Source organism: Bacillus sp. RC51 (assembly GCF_044908115.1).
GTDB lineage: Bacteria > Bacillota > Bacilli > Bacillales > Bacillaceae_G > Bacillus_A > Bacillus_A mycoides.
Map to the genome: position 1 here is coordinate 425326 of NZ_JBIYCW010000001.1, position 21044 is coordinate 446369.

General features: G+C 33.6%; 20 protein-coding genes and 1 pseudogene. 18 read left to right on the forward strand and 3 right to left on the reverse strand.

The window, feature by feature from the left end; genetic code table 11:
* The first annotated feature begins 47 nt into the window (after nt 1-47).
* From ABH959_RS02205 to ABH959_RS02225, 5 genes are all read left to right on the forward strand, one after another.
* Nucleotides 48-1874, forward strand: coding sequence for an APC family permease (locus ABH959_RS02205; RefSeq protein WP_044440488.1), 1827 nt, complete (start codon nt 48-50; stop codon nt 1872-1874).
* A gap of 605 nt (nt 1875-2479) precedes the next feature.
* A complete protein-coding gene (gene nheA / locus ABH959_RS02210; protein WP_002135640.1) occupies nt 2480-3640 on the forward strand; it encodes a non-hemolytic enterotoxin NHE subunit A in 1161 nt (386 codons plus the stop codon).
* Nucleotides 3641-3677: 37 nt separating this feature from the next.
* A complete protein-coding gene (nheB, locus tag ABH959_RS02215) occupies nt 3678-4886 on the forward strand; it encodes a non-hemolytic enterotoxin NHE subunit B (protein ID WP_113938128.1) in 1209 nt (402 codons plus the stop codon).
* 108 nt (nt 4887-4994) lie between these two features.
* Nucleotides 4995-6074, forward strand: coding sequence for a non-hemolytic enterotoxin NHE subunit C (nheC, locus tag ABH959_RS02220; RefSeq protein WP_113938129.1), 1080 nt, complete (start codon nt 4995-4997; stop codon nt 6072-6074).
* Between the two features lie 234 nt (nt 6075-6308).
* Complete coding sequence (locus ABH959_RS02225; protein ID WP_113938130.1) at nt 6309-6935, forward strand: LysE family translocator; 627 nt, start codon at nt 6309-6311, stop codon at nt 6933-6935.
* Nucleotides 6936-7178: 243 nt separating this feature from the next.
* On the opposite strand, the pseudogene ABH959_RS02230 reads toward ABH959_RS02225, so the two are convergent.
* Nucleotides 7179-7447 (reverse strand): annotated as a pseudogene (locus ABH959_RS02230) (hypothetical protein).
* Between the two features lie 341 nt (nt 7448-7788).
* On the opposite strand from ABH959_RS02230, the gene ABH959_RS02235 reads away from it, so the two are divergent.
* The 6 genes from ABH959_RS02235 to ABH959_RS02260 all read left to right on the forward strand — a co-directional run bounded on the left by ABH959_RS02235 (nt 7789) and on the right by ABH959_RS02260 (nt 14195).
* The gene (locus ABH959_RS02235; RefSeq protein WP_002126827.1) at nt 7789-8739 is read left to right on the forward strand and encodes a nucleoside hydrolase; all 951 of its coding nucleotides are present in this window, start codon (nt 7789-7791) and stop codon (nt 8737-8739) included.
* Between the two features lie 685 nt (nt 8740-9424).
* On the forward strand, nt 9425-9868 hold the full coding sequence (locus ABH959_RS02240) for a carboxymuconolactone decarboxylase family protein (RefSeq protein ID WP_113938131.1): 444 nt from the start codon (nt 9425-9427) through the stop codon (nt 9866-9868).
* A gap of 241 nt (nt 9869-10109) precedes the next feature.
* Nucleotides 10110-10640, forward strand: a complete 531-nt coding sequence (locus tag ABH959_RS02245) for a GNAT family N-acetyltransferase (protein ID WP_002126830.1) — start codon at nt 10110-10112, stop codon at nt 10638-10640.
* A 551-nt stretch (nt 10641-11191) separates the two neighbouring features.
* The gene (locus tag ABH959_RS02250; RefSeq protein WP_113938132.1) at nt 11192-11587 is read left to right on the forward strand and encodes a DUF3224 domain-containing protein; all 396 of its coding nucleotides are present in this window, start codon (nt 11192-11194) and stop codon (nt 11585-11587) included.
* Nucleotides 11588-11702: 115 nt separating this feature from the next.
* The gene (locus ABH959_RS02255) at nt 11703-12593 is read left to right on the forward strand and encodes a Vgb family protein (protein ID WP_113938133.1); all 891 of its coding nucleotides are present in this window, start codon (nt 11703-11705) and stop codon (nt 12591-12593) included.
* Between the two features lie 654 nt (nt 12594-13247).
* Nucleotides 13248-14195, forward strand: a complete 948-nt coding sequence (locus ABH959_RS02260) for a DNA-binding transcriptional repressor DeoR (protein WP_113938134.1) — start codon at nt 13248-13250, stop codon at nt 14193-14195.
* A 48-nt stretch (nt 14196-14243) separates the two neighbouring features.
* On the opposite strand, the gene ABH959_RS02265 is transcribed toward ABH959_RS02260, so the two are convergent.
* Nucleotides 14244-14606 (reverse strand): hypothetical protein, encoded by a 363-nt coding sequence (locus ABH959_RS02265; protein WP_113938135.1) that lies wholly within the window; start codon nt 14604-14606, stop codon nt 14244-14246.
* Between the two features lie 156 nt (nt 14607-14762).
* Here ABH959_RS02265 and deoC point away from each other — a divergent pair, with 156 nt between their 5' ends.
* From deoC to ABH959_RS02295, 6 genes are all read left to right on the forward strand, one after another.
* Nucleotides 14763-15434 (forward strand): deoxyribose-phosphate aldolase, encoded by a 672-nt coding sequence (gene deoC / locus ABH959_RS02270; protein WP_002012110.1) that lies wholly within the window; start codon nt 14763-14765, stop codon nt 15432-15434.
* Nucleotides 15435-15539: 105 nt separating this feature from the next.
* The gene (locus ABH959_RS02275) at nt 15540-16721 is read left to right on the forward strand and encodes a NupC/NupG family nucleoside CNT transporter (protein WP_002035026.1); all 1182 of its coding nucleotides are present in this window, start codon (nt 15540-15542) and stop codon (nt 16719-16721) included.
* 36 nt (nt 16722-16757) lie between these two features.
* Nucleotides 16758-18059: a pyrimidine-nucleoside phosphorylase gene (locus tag ABH959_RS02280; RefSeq protein WP_002141297.1), complete on the forward strand. Its 1302-nt coding sequence runs from the start codon at nt 16758-16760 to the stop codon at nt 18057-18059.
* 33 nt (nt 18060-18092) lie between these two features.
* Nucleotides 18093-18488, forward strand: a complete 396-nt coding sequence (locus ABH959_RS02285) for a cytidine deaminase (protein WP_002158324.1) — start codon at nt 18093-18095, stop codon at nt 18486-18488.
* 181 nt (nt 18489-18669) lie between these two features.
* The gene (locus ABH959_RS02290) at nt 18670-19065 is read left to right on the forward strand and encodes a DUF2871 domain-containing protein (RefSeq protein WP_113938136.1); all 396 of its coding nucleotides are present in this window, start codon (nt 18670-18672) and stop codon (nt 19063-19065) included.
* 15 nt (nt 19066-19080) lie between these two features.
* Entirely contained in the window at nt 19081-19563 is a 483-nt protein-coding gene (locus tag ABH959_RS02295; protein WP_113938137.1) for a CcdC family protein, read from the forward strand.
* A gap of 50 nt (nt 19564-19613) precedes the next feature.
* On the opposite strand, the gene ABH959_RS02300 is transcribed toward ABH959_RS02295, so the two are convergent.
* Nucleotides 19614-19844 (reverse strand): DUF896 domain-containing protein, encoded by a 231-nt coding sequence (locus ABH959_RS02300; RefSeq protein ID WP_061689763.1) that lies wholly within the window; start codon nt 19842-19844, stop codon nt 19614-19616.
* 246 nt (nt 19845-20090) lie between these two features.
* On the opposite strand from ABH959_RS02300, the gene ABH959_RS02305 reads away from it, so the two are divergent.
* Entirely contained in the window at nt 20091-21005 is a 915-nt protein-coding gene (locus ABH959_RS02305; protein ID WP_113938138.1) for an HPP family protein, read from the forward strand.
* Nucleotides 21006-21044 lie beyond the last annotated feature (39 nt).

The following is a 21044-nucleotide window of genomic DNA, read 5'->3' on the forward strand; positions in this document are numbered from 1 at the left end:
GTAATTAGCAGAAAAATTCGTGCAAAATTATTGGAGAGTGGACAGCGTTGGTTTCATCTATCAAAAGGTTTTTAATTGGAAGGCCGTTAAAATCAACTGAGTTAGGAGAGCAAAAGCTTAATAAAACGAAGGCGCTAGCAATTTTATCTTCTGACGCATTGTCATCGGTTGCATACGGACCAGAGCAAATTTTAATTGCTTTAGCAGGTCTTGGAGCAGTAGCTTATTGGTATTCCATTCCGATTGCTATTGGGGTATTAGTATTATTGACAGCTCTTATTTTATCTTATCGACAAATTATTTTTGCTTACCCTCATGGCGGCGGGGCATATGTTGTATCAAAAGAGAATTTAGGGATGAATCCAGGCTTAATAGCAGGAGGATCTTTATTAGTTGATTACATTTTAACGGTTGCAGTAAGTGTATCTGCGGGTACAGATGCGCTCACATCTGCTTTTCCTAGCTTACATGCACATAATGTAATCATTGCGATTATATTTGTCATATTGATTACCATCTTAAATTTAAGAGGCGTAACGGAATCAGCTTCCGTTTTAGCATATCCGGTTTATTTATTCGTTGTAGCATTATTTATATTAATTGGTGTAGGAATATATAATATTTTGACTGGTCACGTTTCACCTACGCTACATTCGCCAATTGGAACACCAGTTGCAGGAATTAGTTTATTTCTACTGTTAAGAGCGTTTGCATCAGGTAGCTCTGCATTAACGGGTGTTGAGGCGATATCTAACGCAATTCCAAACTTTAAAGATCCTGCACCTAACAATGCAGCGAAAACATTGCTTGCAATGGGTGCATTACTTGCAGTTTTATTTTCTGGAATTGTCTTTTTAGCTTATTATTACGGAATTAATCCAAGTAAGGAAGTAACAGTCGTTTCACAAATTGCTGAACAAACTTTTGGACGTAATTTCATGTACTATTTCATACAAGGTACAACAGCTTTAATATTAATTCTTGCGGCTAACACAGGTTATTCTGCATTTCCGCTATTAGCGGTTAATCTTGCAAAAGATAAGTTCATACCGAGAATGTTTACGATTAGAGGAGACCGCCTAGGTTATTCAAACGGTATTATTATACTTGGGATTTCTTCGATTATTTTAATTGTAGCTTTTCAGGGGAAAACAGAACACTTGATTCCGCTATATGCAGTAGGGGTATTTATTCCGTTTACACTTTCTCAAACTGGAATGGTACTAAAATGGCTTCGTGAAAAGCCTGAAGGATGGGCTTTAAGATTAACGGTTAATTTAATTGGTGCAGTCATTAGTTTTATCGTAATGAGTATGTTCTTTTTAACTAAATTCGCACAAGTTTGGTCGATCCTTATTTTCTTACCTGCCATTATCTTCTTGTTCCATCGAATAAAGAAGCATTATGATGCAGTGGGGGATCAATTAAGTTTAAAAACTTGTGAACCACTTGTTCCGATTGAAGGGAATGTAATTGTCGTTCCTGTAGCTGGTATGACTCATGTAGTAGAAAATTCATTGAACTATGCTAAAGCTCTTTCTGCAGATCAAGTTATCGCTGTATATGTTGCTTTTGACAGAGAAGAGGAAAAGAAATTTGAAGAGAAATGGGAGAAGTGGCAACCTGAAGTAAGGCTTGTTACATTACATTCTCATTATAGAAGCATTATTCAGCCGCTTACAAAATTTATTGACACAGTGCAATATAAAGCGAGTGAATCAAATTACCGAGTTACGGTCGTTATACCACAGTTTATTCCGAAAAAAGGTTGGCATAACATTCTTCATAATCAGTCTAGTTTACTCATTCGTGCGTATTTACTCTATAAAAGAAATGTTGTTATTACGACAGTACCGTATCATTTGAAAAAGTAAGGAAATTTTTTAAGGATAACTTCACGAAAGTGAAGTTATCCTTTTTGTGTATATGCTATGCATAATTGCATATGGATCCAAAAAAGTATATTAGTATAATTTTAATGATTATGAATATGTAGTGTTTCCTGTTGTGGTATATAGATAGTTTAATCGAGAAAGTGAATTGAATTTTATTTTGAGATAAGGACATGAGATCTTGAAAATAAAGGGAATTAAAATACTTCTTTACGTTATATAAATAGCTGTGTTTAAATGACCTTACAGTACAAAACTTACATGAAAACAAAACGAAATTTCATACTTTCATACGTTAATTAGTTTAAAATGAATAATATTTTCATGTAATATATTCACTGTGTGAATGTGGAAATCGCAATAAAATAGAAAATTTATACAGTTTTATTCATACTAAGCACATATGAAAAGTTATGAAGTGTTTTATAACAATAAGTAAGTACTGTAGAAATAAAGTTTGAGAGAGATGGTTCGTACATGACTCACGGTGAGAACGTTCTCTATTTTTAACCATCTCAAATCATTTGCAAGAAAATAGAATAATAAAATGCGATAGTAATAGTTGCTAATACATAGGAGGAGTTAAAGTGAAAAAGACTTTAATTACAGGGTTATTGGTTACAGCAGTATCTACGAGTTGCTTCGTTCCTGTAAGCGCTTACGCTAAGGAGGGGCAAACAGAAGTGAAAACAGTATATGCGCAAAATGTAATTGCTCCAAATACATTATCCAATTCAATTAGAATGTTAGGGTCACAGTCACCACTTATACAAGCATACGGATTAGTTATTTTGCAACAGCCAGACATTAAGGTAAACGCTATGAGTAGTTTAACGAATCATCAAAAATTTGCAAAAACGAATGTACGAGAGTGGATTGATGAATATAATCCGAAGCTAATCGACTTAAATCAAGAAATGATGAGATACAGCACAAGATTTAATAGTTATTATAGTAAGCTCTATGAACTAGCAGGAAAAGTAAATGAAGATGAACAGGCAAAAGCAGATTTTACAAACGCATATGGAAAATTACAATTGCAAGTCCAAAGCATTCAAGAGAGTATGGAGCAAGATTTATTAGAGTTAAATCGATTTAAAACGGTATTAGACAAAGATAGTAACAACTTATCAATTAAAGCTGATGAGGCAATAAAAACACTTCAAGGATCAAGTGGAGATATTGTGAAATTAAGAGAAGATATTAAAAGAATTCAAGGGGAAATTCAAGCTGAATTAACTACTATTTTGAATAGACCGCAAGAAATTATTAAAGGTTCTATTAATATCGGTAAACAAGTATTTACAATCACAAATCAAACTGCACAAACGAAAACAATCGACTTTGTTTCTATCGGTACTTTAAGTAATGAAATTGTAAATGCTGCAGATAGTCAAACGAGGGAAGCAGCTCTTCGTATTCAACAAAAGCAAAAAGAGCTATTACCGCTTATTCAGAAGTTATCACAAACTGAATTAGAGGCGACTCAAATTACATTTGTTGAAGATCAAGTAAGTAGCTTTACAGAACTAATTGATCGCCAAATTACAACTTTAGAAACGTTATTAACGGATTGGAAAGTTTTAAATAATAATATGATCCAAATTCAAACAAATATTGAAGAAGGCACGTATACAGACAGTAGTTTACTTCAAAAACATTTCAATCAACTTAAAAAAGTAAGTGATGAAATGAATAAGCAAACAAATCAATTTGAAGATTACGTTACAAACGTTGAAGTACATTAAACAGAAAAATAATTAGCGATATAGGGAGAGAAGAAAAATGACAAAAAAACCTTATAAAGTAATGGCTCTATCAGCACTTATGGCAGTATTTACAGCAGGGAATATTATGCCGGCCCATACGTATGCAGCTGAAAGTACAGTGAAACAAGCTCCAATTCATGCAGTAGCAAAAGCATATAATGATTATGACGAATATTCATTAGGACCAGAAGGCCTTAAAGATGCGATGGAAAGAACAGGTTCTAACGCTTTAGTAATGGATCTGTACGCTTTAACAATTATTAAACAAGGTAATGTTAACTTTGGGAACGTAACGTCAGTTGATACATCTTTAAAAGGTAAAGTGATTCAGCATCAAGATACAGCTAGAGGGAATGCACAACAATGGCTAGATGTATTGAAGCCACAGCTTATTTCAACAAATCAAAATATCATTAATTACAATACGAAATTCCAAAACTATTATGATACTTTAGTTGCTGCGGTTGATGCAAAGGATAAAGCAACTCTTACGAAAGGTCTAACTAGATTATCAAGTAGTATTACTGAAAATAAAGCGCAAGTAGATAAGTTAGTAGAAGACTTAAAGAAATTCCGAAATAAAATGACGTCGGATACTCAAAATTTCAAGGGAGATGCAAATCAAATTACATCTATCTTGGCTAGTCAAGATGCTGGAATTCCGCTTCTGCAAAATCAAATTACAACGTATAATGAAGCAATTAGTAAATATAATGCAATTATTATCGGTTCATCTGTTGCGACAGCTTTAGGCCCAATTGCAATTATCGGTGGTGCGGTTGTAATTGCTACGGGAGCAGGAACTCCGCTAGGAATCGCATTAATTGCAGGTGGAACAGCAGCAGTAGGTGGTGGTACTGCAGGAATCGTCTTAGCGAAGAAAGAGCTTGATAATGCACAGGCAGAAATTCAAAAGATAACAGGACAAGTTACAACTGCGCAATTAGAAGTGGCAGGACTAACGAACATTAAAACACAAACTGAATATTTAACAAACACAATTGATACAGCAATTACAGCGTTGCAAAACATTTCAAATCAATGGTACACAATGGGATCAAAATACAATTCTTTACTTCAAAATGTAGATTCAATTAGTCCAAATGACCTTGTTTTCATTAAAGAAGATTTAAACATTGCGAAAGATAGCTGGAAGAACATTAAAGACTATGCAGAAAAAATCTATGCTGAAGATATTAAAGTAGTAGATACGAAAAAAGCATAATCGAATACGAATCGTTAGAGCGTTAAGTATTGATGAATGAGTTGAAGCTCCTGTTCAGTTGTGAGCAGGAGCTTTTTTATATCCTTATAAAGAGAATGGGTGAAAAGTATGCAGAAAAGATTTTATAAAAAATGTCTTTTAACGATCATGATTGCTGGGGTGGCAACGAGTAATGCACTTCCTTTACATCCTTTTGCAGCGGAACAAAACGTAAAAACATTACAAGAAAATGCAAAAAATTATTCTCTCGGTCCAGCAGGATTCCAAGATGTAATGGCGCAAACGACATCGAGCATATTCGCAATGGATTCATATGCAAAATTAATTCAAAATCAGCAAGAGACTGATTTGAGTAAAATAAGTTCAATTAATAGTGAGTTTAAAGGAAATATGATTCAGCATCAAAGAGATGCAAAAATTAATGCGGCGTATTGGTTAAATAATATGAAGCCTCAAATTATGAAAACGGATCAAAATATTATTAATTACAATAATACTTTTCAAGCGTATTATAATGACATGTTAGCAGCGATTGATCAAAAGGATAGCGGTAAATTAAAAGCGGATTTAGAAAAGTTGTATGCGGATATTTTAAAGAATCAAAATGAGGTAGATGTACTATTAGGGAATTTGAAAGCTTTTCGCGATAGAATGGCGAAAGACACAAATAGTTTTAAAGAGGATACGAATCAATTAACCTCGATTTTGGCGAGTACGAATGCTGGTATTCCAGCTCTAGAGCAACAAATAAATACATATAACGATTCGATTAAAAAGAGTAACGACATGGTCATTGCTGGTGGCGTACTTTGCGTAGCACTAATAACATGTCTTGCGGGCGGACCGATGATTGCGATCGCAAAAAAAGATATTGCAAATGCAGAACGAGAAATAGCCAGTTTAAAGAATAGAATTTCAGGAGCACAAGCAGAAGTGGCAATTTTGACAGATGTGAAAAATAAAACGACTAATATGACAGAAACAATTGATGCAGCAATTACAGCACTGCAAAACATATCAAATCAGTGGTATACGGTAGGTGCGAAATATAATAATTTACTACAAAACGTAAAAGGAATCAGCCCTGAAGAATTTACCTTTATAAAAGAAGATTTAAATACAGCGAAAGATAGCTGGAAGGATGTAAAAGATTATACAGAAAAATTACATGAGGGTGTGACGAAATAAACAGTGGACTAGTTCCGCTGTTTATTTTTTTATCCCGTTTTTTGTGAGAGCCGAGCTTGTAATTTTACCCATAAGTTTGCCGTTTGTTTTATCAATGTAACTTTAGGATAATGTTTGGTCAAATTGATACTAATAACCTCGATAAACTCCTGATCACGCTTTTTATATTTAATATTTTAAGTAAAAAAGCTATACTATAGGCAAAACTAAAAATTGGAAAGGAAATACTAGAACATGGAAAATTATTTGTTATTTATCCTCACAGCAATCTTAATCATAATAATGCCTGGTCCCGGTTTTGCCTTAGTTACAAAAAACACTATCTCGCATGGTAGAAATGGTGGGATAAGGACCGTCTTAGGAACGGTATCTGGAATGATGATTCATACAATAATGGCTACACTAGGACTCTCTGCTATCCTAATGAAATTCTCTATGTTATTTACATTAATAAAATATGCTGGGGCTTTTTATTTAATTTACTTAGCTGTAAAGTCAATTAAAAGTGCCTTTTCTAAAAAAGAAGATATGTCAGGTTCAGTGGAAATGAACTCTAAGGATATTGGTACGATTAAAAGTTTTAGACAAGGATTTACCACGGCAATCTTAAATCCGAAAACGGCTGTATTTTTCCTAAGTTTTCTACCCCAATTTATTGTGAGCAATCAAAGTCATCTCTTCCAATTTCTGTTGTTAGGACTCACATTTACGACTTTGACAGCAATATGGTATTTACTTTATATCTCACTAATACGTCAATTAAGAACTTTTTTACGAAAAGAAAAAGTGAACCGTACAATAGAGGGTATTACTGGTACAGTATTATTAGCATTTGGAGTTAGGTTATTTTTCCAAAAATAAATATGTATATGAAAAGAGAAATAATCAATGGTGGTTATTTCTCTTATTCACTTATTCTAAAACTACCATTATAGATTTCTAGAGGTGAGATGATTTTTTGTTGGGTATTTATGTTACTATCACTGTAAAAATTGTGAAGAAATGTACTTAAACTAACGGGGCAGGATAGTTGAATAAGAATAAAAATATTTTTATAAGTTAAATTTATTGAATATCATAAAATATTTATAATTAAACTTTTTTCTAAATCAACACTCGATGGCGAGGTGGTGTTACCTCAAATATAATTATTTTATTTGAAGATCTCATTTTAATTTTTTCAAATCTTTTCATAGGTTGATATACAAAGACGTGTAGTGATAAGCCTATAACTGCAGTAATGTTTAAAATAATACTTATAATCATTAAAGACCATTCTATAACTGGAGAAAAGTATCCGTCCGTACTTAATGTAGAAGAACTTACATCTAGTATTAAAATAACTATTAGTATAAAGGTAAGTTTTTAACCAATTTGAATCCCCCCCTTTTAAGAGTAATATCTTTATATTATTATATTGAAAAATAAATTATATAATTAATTATAAGATAGTTATCTATGAGAATTTAACTTGTTTTTTCGTTTTGGGGTGTTAAAAAATTCTTAAGTTGATGGGCATGGGATAGCACACCATGCCTATGAACTTAAGAACAGAAACTTACGCTTGAACATAATATCAAATTTAGATGAGCAAAGCTATTTCAAGTGAATAGAATCCACTCTTTAAGAATACATAAAATATATACATACAAGCTTAGTCTGATCACTACATCATTAGTGAAAGTAGGATTCTATAGATTTTGGAGGAAGAGATATGAAAAAAAAGGTTCTCCTGTTTACAGATTTGGGGATTGATGATGCGTTTGCTATACTGTACACTTTTTTTCGTAAAGACATTCAACTTGTAGGAATTGTAGCCGATTATGGAAATGTATCCAGAGAAAATGCAATAAGAAATATTAACTATTTGAAGTACATTGCGGGAAGAGAAGAGATACCCGTATTCCTTGGTGCTTCTGTACCGTTGACAGGTATATTGATTCAGTATTTCCCTGAGGTACATGGAAAAGTCGGATTAGGACCTATCATTCCCCCTGAAATTTCATATCCAGTTTATCCTTTAAATGATATTTATCAAATTATAGAATCAAATTTAGAAGATCTTACAATTATCAATTTAGGAAGACTTTCTTCGCTAGCTACGACTTTTGTGTTGAATTTAGAAACAATGCGAAACGTAAGAGAATGTATTTGCATGGGGGGAGCTTTTTTCTATCCAGGTAACGTAACTGCTGTGGCTGAAGCTAACTTTTACTCAGACCCTTATGCAGCAAACTTAATTCTGCAGCATGCAAAGAACTTGACAATTATTCCTTTAAATGTGACTCAACATGCGATTGTTACACCCGAAATGGTCCAGCAAATCGATGCATTTCATCGGAATACACAGGATCTTGCAGGACTCATCATCAAACCTATGTTAGACTATTATTATAAATTCTACTCCAAGTCTAATCCTGGTATAAGTGGAAGCCCTATGCATGATTTTGTAACAGTGTGGTATTTGCTGAATCAAGAGGCTGTTGGCCTTTCAAGAGTACCCATTAAAGTAATTCCTGATCAAGGAGAAGGATTTGGTCAAAGTATTGCAGACTTTCGTTTTGCTACTAATCCAGGCTATAAAACGCATAATGTAGCTTTTCAGCTTGATTATAAAAGATTCAAGAAGGATATTATGGAAACGTTTTTAAAGAAGAGAGTGTAACAGACTTTATTAACTTCAGATAATAGGGATTATGTGAATGAAATGCCACTTCACTTAACGTACAGGAATTCGACTTTTTTAGGTTAAAATTCGCTTAGCATATAAAACTTCCAAAATGTTGGCTGTATCCCATCACTATCAAGCTAACAAAACAAAATCCCCCTAAAATGAAAAAATCCGCTGACTTCTCAAAGTAATTAACTGTAGTGAAAGAAAATTTTTATTTTGGGGGTACATTAAAACTTTAGCTTGACGGGCAGGGGGCCTCGTCACATGCTTATCAAGCTAAGAAATTAGTTGTTCTCCAAAACGAAAAAATTAACTAAATCCCCATAAATAACTATAGGAAGATAAAAACACTGTAGCTTTCGAATAAAGTTTGATCAAAATTATGTAGTTGTTTGGTGATAATAAAATTGTTTCATTTATAATAAAATCATTTAAAAATTAATAGAGTTATTCAATTTATTCTGACGGTAATAATAAAGTAATTAAAAAGTGAAAATATTTGTTTGGAAAATACGGTTACTCATTTGCGATATTTACGTACCATGAAACAACTAATTACACTGTCTATAACTGAAATTCTCTTTGATTTCGAATGCTTTACAAACAAAAAAATAGCACGAATGTTCGTATGAAGGTATAATTATAAGTATCTTAAAATCAAAGGAGGTCTTGCCTTATGAGTCAAAGAATTTCCTACTATGATGTTGCACCTGATGGCATGAAAATTATGATGGATATGGAGAAGTACACTAAGAAATCTACAATTAATCGAATTACTAGAGAACTTATAAAGATTAGAGTCTCTCAAATTAACGGTTGTGCTTTCTGCATGGATATGCATACATCAGATGCCCGTAAGATAGGTGAAACCGAACAACGAATTTATTGCTTGAATGCTTGGAATGAATGTGATTTTTATACACCTGAAGAGAAAGTTGCTCTTGAACTATCTGAGCATATTACTCTAATTCCCACTAAAAGAGTTCCTGAAGACCTATATAAGCGAGTACGTGAACACTATGACGAGAAACAATATATTGACCTTGTTCTGGTAATTAATCAAATCAACAGTTGGAATAGAATTTCTATTGCAATGGGAAATACAGCAACTAAAAAATAATTGCTCTCAACGAACGGTAAATAAGAATAAAATTAAAGATGTTTAAAAATCACAATACAATTGTTTCATTTTTCTTTATTACGCAGTTATCATAAACTGTAACATAACCAAATTTTTGAAATTTATTGGTTCATCCTTTATAGCTTTTATAATAATATTATCTTGAAACACGAAGGGACTGAACTATGCGCAGATATCAATATCTTGACCCCAAAATAAAAACATAATGGAGGTAAAAATATTGATTACAGAACTACAAACCGAAAGATTAGTTTTAAGAAAAATGAAAGTATCAGACTCAGCTAGCATGTTTACAATTTGGGCGGATCCAGAAGTTACAAAATTTATGAATATCAATAGTTTTACTGATGAAAGCCAAGCGGTAGATATGATTGAAATGCTTGATAAGTTATCTCGGGAAAACAGAGCTATTCGTTATTCAATAATTGAATTAGAATCAAATGAAATTATCGGTTCTTGTGGTTATAATTCATTTGATTTCAAAAACGCCAAAGCAGAAATTGGTTACGATATTAGTAAAGCTTTTTGGGGTAAGGGGTATGCGCCAGAAGCCATTCTCTCTTTAATGGATTATGCGTTTAGTACTTTAGAATTCAATAGAATAGAAGCAAAAGTTGAATCTGAAAACATCAATTCAATAAAAGTCTTACAAAAGTTAAACTTTACATTCGAAGGGACAATGAGAAAGTGTGAAAAATCTAATGAAAAGTTTATTGATCTAAGTATTTATTCAAAATTAATAACAGATTAACTTATATTACTTAGCCTACATTCCTTAAAATGTAGACTATTAAATACCCTCGAAGCATCCTTAATTGCTATTAATTGGAAGTGAGGGCTACGGCTCTCTTTTTTAATTCACAATTTCTAGTACAATTGAAATAATTAAGAAACGTATAGAGTAATCCGTCCGATCTTAACCACTGAAGAAAAATTAACAGAGGAAGAGATCATGAACTTTGCTGTTGAAATGAGGGAAAAGAAATAGAAGGACACAACTATATAATAAGAAAAATCTAGAAGATACGTAATATTTAAAAATGAACCGTCTCATAAAGAACATGTAGTAATTTCTACGTGTTCTTTTTTAATAAAAATGAAAGTAAACTGTTAAATAAAAATTTACTTTCAATGTCATATAAGAAGAACAAAAAATAAGTCGTCTTTTGCTCTTAACAGGGTCTTACCAGCAGCATCCGTTACTTTAGAAACACTCCTATGAGATATAATTATTGATGGTACTTTTTAGGTGATATACTGGAGGTAGATTACTCATCTAATGATGAAGGGAGGTTTACGCGTATGGAAGTAACATTTACAGTAAGTAAATGGGATGAAAAGCCAGTCAATGACACTAGAAAAGATTTCCCTATTAATATTGCCCATGTCGAATATGATATTGACGGTGAATTAAAAGGAAAAGCTTTTGTTGAATATTTATTATATTATTTAGAATCAACTATAGATGATGGTCACTTGGCTACTGCTAAAATTTCTGGATTTTTACATTTCGAAGGAATTTATAAGGGAAAACGAGGGACATTTATAGCTATAGAGCAAGGGATATTTGATAAAGGAAATCTAGATTCCCCTGCAATAATCATCAAAGCTACTGGTGAATTAGAAAGCCTGAAAGGGTCCTATAATTATAAGTTTACAGGTCAAACCAGTAAAATGATTCTAGACTTTGAATTCTAACAAAATATCTTATAATTTAGCAAAAAGGGCATCCACTGTAATACCAGGAATGTCCTTTTTTAAACTAAATTATACCGAAAAACAAGACTCAAAATTTTCAATGGGAGGAAATGATATGAGGATCACGATACAAGAATATGTGGTCAATGAAATAGATTCAGGACCATATGGAATAACCGTAGGAAAAGACGGAGCATTGTGGTTTACGGAACAGAAAGGGAATCGAATTGGTAGAATAAATGCTACTGGTGAAATAAATTCTTTTCCCATTCCGACAGCAAATGCAGGAGCTATGTCAATTATCTCGGACCAGACCGGTGACTTATGGTTTACGGAATATAACTCAAGCAAGATCGGTAAAATGTCGATGAACGGTCTTTTTGAAGAATATGTACTCCCTACAACGAACGCCGCACCTTTTGGCATAACGGAAGGACCAGATGGAGCAATATGGTTTACAGAAATGAATAATGGTAGGATCGGAAGAATAACAAAGTCAGGGGAAATCACCGAGTTTGAATTGCCTAACTCCAAATCATTTCCCTCTTTTATTACTCTGGGATCAGACGGTGCATTATGGTTTACACAGAATCAGAACAATAGGATTGGGAGAATAACCACTAAAGGTGAGGTCAAAGAATATCCAATCCCAACACCCAACTCCGGGCCAGTTGGAATTGCGAGCGGCCCAGATGGAGCAATATGGTTTGTGCAAATCATAGGCAATAAAATTGGTAGAATTACGTTCGAAGGTGAGATCAAAGAATTTGTTATACCGACGCCGAACGCTCGTCCTCATGCCATAATACCTGGGAATAACAGAGATCTTTGGTTCACAGAATGGGGAGGTAACAAAATCAGCCGTATTACAGTTGAAGGAGTTATTACGGAATATACGATACCTACAAATAATGCAGAGCCACATGGTATCACGTTTTGTCCGGATGGCGATCTTTGGTTCGCTGAAGAGTGTAATCAAATTGGACGTCTAACAATCATTACGTAATAGGGATATCGTCCATCGCTATCAAGCTTAGAAAAGTAAATATCCCATCACCATCAAGTTAAGAATTTGGTTGCTCCCCAAAACGAAAAAATGTGCTTTTTTGTTACAAGTAGCACAAAATTTCGTTCTGGGGGTACTATAAAATTTTAGCTTGATGGCGATGGGGTCTCGCCATCAAAACGTGAATTTCGCACGCTAAGGAATTTCTATATTAAAAAACTTGGCTTTACCGTACGTTAAGGAAGTTCCATAAACGATATTTAATGTTTGTTATTGTTACTACAGAAAGAACAAAAAGAATGAATTAAATATGAATCGATTTATCCCGCTATTTGCGGGCAGTAAGACTCCCACCTCAAAATTCGGCGAATACGAGGGAGTTAGGTGGGAGTCGGACTGCCCGTAAAAGCCCGATTGGTGAGGGCTAATAATCAGTGGGGGATGAACAAAACCCCCACTGATTAAAGTTTCACTTTATCTGATTCAAGATCATTTGTATCGAGTGTATGAAGCTAAAAAATAAAAGTTTCATTGTAAATCCTAAGTGGAGTAGAAGTTTAGGTTGATAAATAAGGGAGTCGAATTTTTTTGCATAAAGCTGTATAATGCTTGTAACGAAAAGGAAATACAGGAAAGGATATGTAATGAGTTACTATGGATAAGGATAAACAACAATTAAGCGTTGAAGTTGCAAGATTATATTATCAATCAGATTATAGTCAGCAAGAAATTGCTAACAAATTAAATATCTCAAGACCGACAATCTCAAGATTATTAAAGTACGCGAAAGAAAAAGGATTTGTTCAAATTAGTATAGCTGATCCGTTTGCTGATTTAGATAACGTCGGGAACTTACTTAAAGAAAAGTATAACCTGTTAGAAGCGCATGTCGTATTTTCTCCAGTACCAGAATATGCAACGATTACGGAGTATATTAGTAAATATGCAGCTGAGTATATGGAAAAGACAGTGAAAAATGGTGATATCGTTGGTGTAAGCTGGGGAATGACGATGTATGAAATCGCTAGAAAAATCGTACCGCAACATGTGAAAGGTGTAGAGGTTGTCCAGTTAAAAGGTGGCATTAGTCACTCAAGTGTAAATACATATGCGAATGAAACGATCGCGTTATTTGCAGATGCTTTTCAAACGACGCCAAGAAATCTACCTCTTCCAGTTATATTTGATAATGCGGTGACAAAAGAATTAGTGGAGCAGGATCGACATATTCATCACATTATTGAAATGGGAAAACAAGCGAATATTGCAATTTTTACTGTCGGAACAGTGCGTGATGAAGCGTTATTATTCCGATTAGGATATTTAGATAAGGATGAAACTAGCTTACTGAAAAAACAAGCAGTCGGTGACATTTGTTCACGTTTCTTTGACGGAGATGGAAATATTAGTAGTGAAGAAATTAATAAGCGTACAATTGGAATTGAGTTAGAAGAGTTAAAGTTAAAGAAACGTTCTATTTTAGTTGCAGGTGGTAATAGAAAAATAAAAGCAATTGACGGTGCGTTACGTGGCGGGTATGCAAATGTACTAATTATAGATCAGCATACAGCGAAAGAATTGTTACATTATCAAAAAGGTTAGAAATAAAAGGCTTTCTCAAAATATTAATTTTGAGAAAGCCTTTTATTTTTAGTATGAATAAATCAATGTGTAGTACCTTGTAAAGTATTTGTAAGGAACGCTCTTTGATTGATCTCCTTTTTCAAAAATTAGTGAGTTAGCCATAATATCTCTATCTACAAAACTCCATCCATCTTGCTCCATCATATCGATAAAAGGTTCCATTTTTCCGCGCTTTACTAAGTAGGGGTATTGATTATCTATCGGTTCTACTTCCACCATTTCTTTATCTTGAATAACCATCTTAGACATAGCTGAAGCAAATGGAACTGGGTTTCCTTCTTGGAAAATAACATCCCTTTTATAAAAAATAAATATGGATAGTGAGGTGCATACTAGCAATGTGAATATAAAGAATTTTGACTTAAACAAGTGGTTCACATCCTTTATTTACAAGCTTATACTACTTTCAATGTATTACTAGAAATTCCCTTCTGAAAAAGAATGAACAAAAGTTCAAAAGTGTATTTACATTTGTTCAACTAAGAGTTAGAATGAAGTTGTTAAAAGATATGAGGAGTGAAGATAATGAACATTGCAAAGTTAATTGACCATACAATTTTAAAACCAAATTCTACAAAAGAAGATGTTATGAAAGTAATCGAAGAGGCAAAGCAATACAAATTTGCTTCAGTTTGTATTAATCCTACATGGGTAAAGCTAGCTGCTGAAGAATTAGCTGGACATGATGTAGACGTTTGTACTGTAATCGGTTTCCCATTAGGAGCAAGCACTACTGAAACAAAAGCATTCGAAACAAAAGATGCTATCGCAAAAGGTGCAACTGAAGTTGATATGGTAATCAACGTAGGTGCTTTAAAAGATGGCGACAATGAGTTCGTTGAAAAAGATATTTATGAAGTAGTACAAGCAGCAAAAGGAAAAGCTCTTGTAAAAGTAATCATTGAAACTTGCCTTCTAACAGATGAAGAAAAAGTTCGTGCTTGTGAATTATCAGTAAAAGCTGGCGCTGATTTCGTAAAAACTTCAACTGGATTCTCAACTGGCGGAGCAACTGCAGAAGATATCGCATTAATGCGTAAAACAGTTGGACCAAACGTTGGCGTGAAAGCATCTGGCGGCGTTCGTACACGTGAAGATGCAGACAAAATGGTAGAGGCTGGAGCTTCTCGCGTTGGAGCAAGTGCTAGTGTTGCAATCGTATTAAATGATGCAAAAGGTGCTACAGATAACTACTAATCAATAAAGTGTGAAAAGCAATAGATACACGTTTAAAGTAAAGTGTATCTATTGCTTTAACAATTGAAAAGAATGTAAGCGGATACGAATGGGAGGAGACGGCTTATGAAATACTTAATCGGTGTTTTAGGCCTCGTATTGATTTTAGGTATCGCTTGGCTTGCTAGTAATGATAGAAAGAAAGTCAAATATCGCCCAATCATAACGATGGTTATATTACAATTCATTTTGGGGTTTTTATTATTAAATACAAGCGTAGGGAATATATTAATTAGTGGAATAGCAGATGGTTTTGGAGAATTATTAAAATATGCCGCTGATGGTGTGAATTTCGTATTTGGTGGATTAGTAAATCAAAAAGAGTTTTCATTCTTTTTAAGTGTATTAATGCCAATCGTATTTATATCAGCTTTAATAGGTATTTTGCAACACATTAAAGTATTACCTATTATTGTGAAATCTATCGGTCTAGTATTAAGTAAAGTAAATGGAATGGGGAAATTAGAATCATATAACGCGGTAGCTTCTGCGATTTTAGGACAATCTGAAGTGTTTATTTCAGTTAAGAAACAACTAGGATTATTGCCAGAGAAAAGAATGTATACATTATGTGCATCTGCAATGTCTACAGTATCTATGTCTATCGTTGGATCATATATGGTGTTATTAAAACCGCAATATGTTGTAACCGCTTTAGTGCTTAACTTATTCGGTGGCTTCATTATTGCTTCTATCATTAACCCGTATGAAGTTACTGAAGAAGAAGATATGTTAGAAGTACAAGAAGAAGAGAAAAAGACATTCTTTGAAGTATTAGGGGAATACATTATAGATGGATTTAAAGTTGCGATTACAGTAGCAGCTATGTTAATCGGTTTCGTTGCCCTTATCGCATTCATTAATGCAGTATTTAAAGGTGTAATCGGTATCTCATTCCAAGAAATTCTTGGTTATGTATTTGCACCATTTGCATTTATTATGGGTGTTCCATGGCATGAAGCAGTTAACGCAGGGAATATTATGGCGACAAAACTTGTATCAAATGAATTTGTTGCGATGACAGATTTAGCACAAGGAAACTTTAATTTCTCAGATAGAACGACAGCGATTATATCTGTATTCTTAGTTTCATTTGCAAACTTCTCTTCAATTGGAATTATTGCTGGGGCAGTTAAGAGCTTAAATGAAAAACAAGGGAATGTAGTCGCAAGATTTGGTTTGAAATTACTTTTCGGTGCAACGTTAGTAAGTTTCTTATCAGCAACAATCGTTGGCTTATTATTTTAACAGATTCATATAATATAAAAAGGAATGGTGATTACAATGAGAATGGTAGATATTATTGCGAAAAAACGTGATGGAAAAGAATTAACAACTGAAGAAATTAATTTCTTTATTAACGGTTATACAGACGGAAGTATTCCTGACTATCAAGCGAGTGCACTTGCAATGGCAATTTTCTTTAAAGATATGACGGATCGTGAACGTGCAGATTTAACGATGGCAATGGTTGAGTCTGGAGAAACAATCGACTTATCAGCAATTGAAGGCATTAAAGTAGATAAGCATTCAACTGGCGGTGTTGGTGATACAACAACATTAGTATTAGGACCATTAGTCGCTGCTTTAGATGTACCAGTAGCAAAAATGTCTGGTCGTGGTTTAGGACATACGGGCGGGACAATTGATAAATTAGAAGCGGTAGAAGGATTCCACGTTGAAATTACGAAAGAACAGTTCATTGATATTGTAAACCGTGACAAAGTGGCTGTTATCGGACAAACAGGAAACTTAACACCTGCTGATAAAAAGATTTATGCATTACGTGATGTAACAGGAACAGTAAATTCAATTCCTCTAATTGCAAGTTCAATTATGAGTAAAAAAATTGCAGCTGGTGCTGATGCAATCGTACTTGATGTAAAAACAGGTGCTGGTGCATTTATGAAAACCGAAGAAGATGCAAAAGAATTAGCTCATGCAATGGTACGTATCGGAAATAATGTTGGACGTCAAACGATGGCGGTAATTTCAGATATGTCACAACCTCTTGGTTTTGCTATTGGTAACGCTCTAGAAGTGAAGGAAGCAATTGATACTTTAAAAGGCGAAGGTCCAGAAGATTTAACAGAATTAGTACTTGTATTAGGAAGCCAAATGGTCGTACTTGCGAAAAAAGCAAATACATTAGAAGAAGCTCGTGAAATGCTAATTGAAGTGATGGAAAACGGAAAAGCAACTGAGAAGTTTAAAGAGTTCTTAAGCAACCAAGGCGGAGACAGCTCAATTGTAGATAATCCAGAAAAAATGCCACAGGCGAAGTATGTAATTGATGTACCTGCAAAAACTTCAGGTGTGATTTCAAACATTGTTGCAGATGAAATCGGTATCGCAGCTATGTTATTAGGTGCTGGCCGTGCAACAAAAGAAGATGAAATCGATTTAGCGGTAGGATTAATGTTACGTAAAAAAGTTGGCGATGCAGTAAAAGAAGGCGAGCCGTTCGTAACGATTTATGCAAATCGCGAAAATGTAGAAGATGTAAAAGCTAAAATTTATGAAAACATTTCTATCGCTGAAACAGCAGTGGCTCCTAAATTAGTTCATACAGTTATTACTGACTAATCATAATTACATTTACTTTGAGGAGGAAATAATATGGATAAGAAAAAATATATCGAAGAAGCAAATAAGATGTTGTCAAAAGCATATATTCCGTATTCTAAATTTCCTGTTGGTGCAGCATTAGTTACGAAAGAAGGTAAAATCTATACTGGTTGTAATATAGAAAACGCTTCTTACGGTTTATGTAACTGTGCAGAAAGAACAGCGATCTTTAAAGCAGTATCAGAAGGTGAGCGCGACTTTAGTTACTTAGTCATTACAGGAGAAACTGACGGACCTATTTCACCATGTGGTGCATGTAGACAAGTTATTGCTGAATTTTGTAATCCGAAAATGCCAGTTTTACTAACAAATGTAAAAGGCGATGAAAAAGAAGTGACTGTAGAGCAGTTACTTCCTGGTGCCTTTTCAATTGAAGATTTAAAATAAGTTAAAAGGCCATTCCACAATGAATAGTTGGGGAATGGTCTTTTTTATTTTCAAAAAATAAAACGCAAGACTAACAATGTAATACTCTGTTCATATTCCGTTCATAAACTTTGCGTAAAATGATTGCAGTGAATAAAGAAAGTGACAATATGAATTGTCGTTCTACAGCAGGAGGAATATAATGAAGAAATTATATAATGCAGCATTCATTTACTTAATTATTGGTTTATTATCAGGTGTATTTGCAAGAGAGTATACGAAAGCACAAGGAATTAAAGGATCCACTATGTTGCAATTAGTGCATACACACGTATTAGTGCTCGGCTTCGTATTCTTTTTGATCGCTTTAGCTCTATTTAAAGTATTTAATGTCCGTGAAACAAAAAGTTTTCGTGCGTGGTTTGTTGTTTATAACATAGGACTTATTTTTACAATCGCTACAATGGTATTTAGAGGTCTTCTACAAGTAAATGGAACTGACTTTAATGGTTTAAGCCATATGGCTGGATTAGGTCATGTCATTATAAGTGTTGGGCTCGTTTGGTTTATGATTTTGCTCAAAAAATCTTTTAAATAGATAGGAGTGGAGAGTATGAGTTTAGCACTTTTATCAAGTATAGTAGCGGTTTGTATGGCCGTTGGAGTTATGTTTCTTCGCTTTAAGTCAGCGAAAAAACCGGTAACAAAAAAGAAAATTATATTACCGCCAATTTTTATGAGCACTGGTGCAATGATGTACTTTTTACCAGAGTTTCGGTTAACATCGTTAGAAATAGTAGAGGCAATTAGCCTAGGACTTATTTTCTCTATATTTCTTATTAAAACATCTAAGTTCGAAATAAGAGGCGAAGACATATATATGAAACCATCAAAAGCGTTCATATTTATTTTAGTTGGTTTATTAGCTGTCCGGGTAGCATTGAAATCATATTTAAGTCAGTCGATTGATTTAACCCAATTAAGTGGAATGTTTTTCTTACTCGCTTTTGCGATGATTGTATCGTGGAGAATTGCGATGTATCGCTCGTTTACTAAATTAGAAAAGACAATAAAAAGAGCTGGAATTTCTATATAGGAATTTCAGCTCTTTTTATGTTTTATACGATTGTTTTTTTAGCTTTGATTTCATTTGCTTAATTTTAAACGTATTTGAGCATCTTGTAATGCAACTGGTGTAACGTTAAGACCATTTTGATCAACGATTTTTGTGTTTAATAAAATGGAATCTAAGCTCCCGCGAAATGTTTTTGTATAGTTTTGACGCAACATTTGTTGTTCTTGTTTTTCATCAACTGTTAATCCAGATGCTTTTTCTTTTTTTGATAATTCGTTAATACGGAATAAAATGTTTTTCATTTGTTTTCACCTCTAGTTAGATTTAATTACATTAGTTACTTACTAATATATAGTTATTTTAACCTATCTTTTAATAAGTGTCAATGCCTATAAACATTCCTTGTTTTGTAAGTGTATGGGGTGATAAAGAATGAAAAAACTACAAATACTTGAAATAGAAAAGATGTTAATATACAATACCTAAGTAGGGTATATAGGGTATTGTTTTACTTTATGAGAGTAATAAGCAAAAAGGAGTATGTAATAATGAATTCAGTAATTTCAAGGAAAGAAACAATCATATCATATAGCATTGCAATTCTATTTATATTAGCGATGGTTACAGCTGGTGTACTATTAGATGATCCAGAAGTAATTTTGCCGGAAATAGCTGCGATGGCAATAGCTTTATGGGCATATCGTGAGCCGGGATGGCTAAGACAACCAGAAAAAATCTTTATTGCGCCGTCAATAACAGCTGTTATTGGTTTTGCAGTGAATCAAATGGATATTTCCTATATAGGAAAAGTTAGCTTAACACTTATATTAATGATGTTGTTTTTACGTGTTATTCAATCCAATTTAGCACCATCTATTGCGACAGGTTTATTACCATTAGTAACAAATGCGACGGAATGGTCATTTGTTATCTCAGTCTTCGTTTTGACATTTATTTTAATGATTGGTGTTCTTATTTTTAAATTGAACAACGGTATTGAGAGAAAAGTTAAAATCCAATATAAATATATGGTTGTATTTCTATTTTTAAATTTTGTATGGATCAGTTTATGTTGGATAACTGGTTATGAACAATTAGCGGTTATTCCGCCAATTCTAGTCGTTGTGTATGAATCACTTCAAAAACCGATGTACAATGAAAAAATGGCATTTAAACAAATAGTAGTATTAACTATATCGGCGACTGTTGGAACTTTATTGTATTTTGCAATTGATTCATGGATTGTAGTCACTTTATTAAATATGATATTGATGCTTATTTTATTAAAAATCGTTGGAGTACGTATTCCAGCAGCGTATGCATTCCCATTACTTCCGCTCGTATTTCCTGATGAAATGATAAAGATGTTACCAGTAGGTTCATTTGTTGCAGGGGTATTTTTATTTGGCGCAGTACTACTGTATAAGAAGTGGGAGATGAAGCAAAAGGGCATGCAAATGTAGAGAAGAAAATACAATCCCTAGTTAGCATAATAAATAGAC

Excerpts from the sequence above, each read along its gene's own strand:
- nheB (WP_113938128.1), top strand. The coding sequence starts at position 3,678 with ATGACAAAAAAACCTTATAAAGTAATGGCTCTATCAGCACTTATGGCA.
- nheC (WP_113938129.1), top strand. The coding sequence starts at position 4,995 with ATGCAGAAAAGATTTTATAAAAAATGTCTTTTAACGATCATGATTGCT.
- ABH959_RS02225 (WP_113938130.1), top strand. The coding sequence starts at position 6,309 with ATGGAAAATTATTTGTTATTTATCCTCACAGCAATCTTAATCATAATA.
- ABH959_RS02235 (WP_002126827.1), top strand. The coding sequence starts at position 7,789 with ATGAAAAAAAAGGTTCTCCTGTTTACAGATTTGGGGATTGATGATGCG.
- ABH959_RS02240 (WP_113938131.1), top strand. The coding sequence starts at position 9,425 with ATGAGTCAAAGAATTTCCTACTATGATGTTGCACCTGATGGCATGAAA.
- ABH959_RS02250 (WP_113938132.1), top strand. The coding sequence starts at position 11,192 with ATGGAAGTAACATTTACAGTAAGTAAATGGGATGAAAAGCCAGTCAAT.
- ABH959_RS02255 (WP_113938133.1), top strand. The coding sequence starts at position 11,703 with ATGAGGATCACGATACAAGAATATGTGGTCAATGAAATAGATTCAGGA.
- ABH959_RS02260 (WP_113938134.1), top strand. The coding sequence starts at position 13,248 with ATGGATAAGGATAAACAACAATTAAGCGTTGAAGTTGCAAGATTATAT.
- deoC (WP_002012110.1), top strand. The coding sequence starts at position 14,763 with ATGAACATTGCAAAGTTAATTGACCATACAATTTTAAAACCAAATTCT.
- ABH959_RS02275 (WP_002035026.1), top strand. The coding sequence starts at position 15,540 with ATGAAATACTTAATCGGTGTTTTAGGCCTCGTATTGATTTTAGGTATC.
- ABH959_RS02280 (WP_002141297.1), top strand. The coding sequence starts at position 16,758 with ATGAGAATGGTAGATATTATTGCGAAAAAACGTGATGGAAAAGAATTA.
- ABH959_RS02285 (WP_002158324.1), top strand. The coding sequence starts at position 18,093 with ATGGATAAGAAAAAATATATCGAAGAAGCAAATAAGATGTTGTCAAAA.
- ABH959_RS02290 (WP_113938136.1), top strand. The coding sequence starts at position 18,670 with ATGAAGAAATTATATAATGCAGCATTCATTTACTTAATTATTGGTTTA.
- ABH959_RS02295 (WP_113938137.1), top strand. The coding sequence starts at position 19,081 with ATGAGTTTAGCACTTTTATCAAGTATAGTAGCGGTTTGTATGGCCGTT.
- ABH959_RS02300 (WP_061689763.1), bottom strand. The coding sequence starts at position 19,844 with ATGAAAAACATTTTATTCCGTATTAACGAATTATCAAAAAAAGAAAAA.
- ABH959_RS02305 (WP_113938138.1), top strand. The coding sequence starts at position 20,091 with ATGAATTCAGTAATTTCAAGGAAAGAAACAATCATATCATATAGCATT.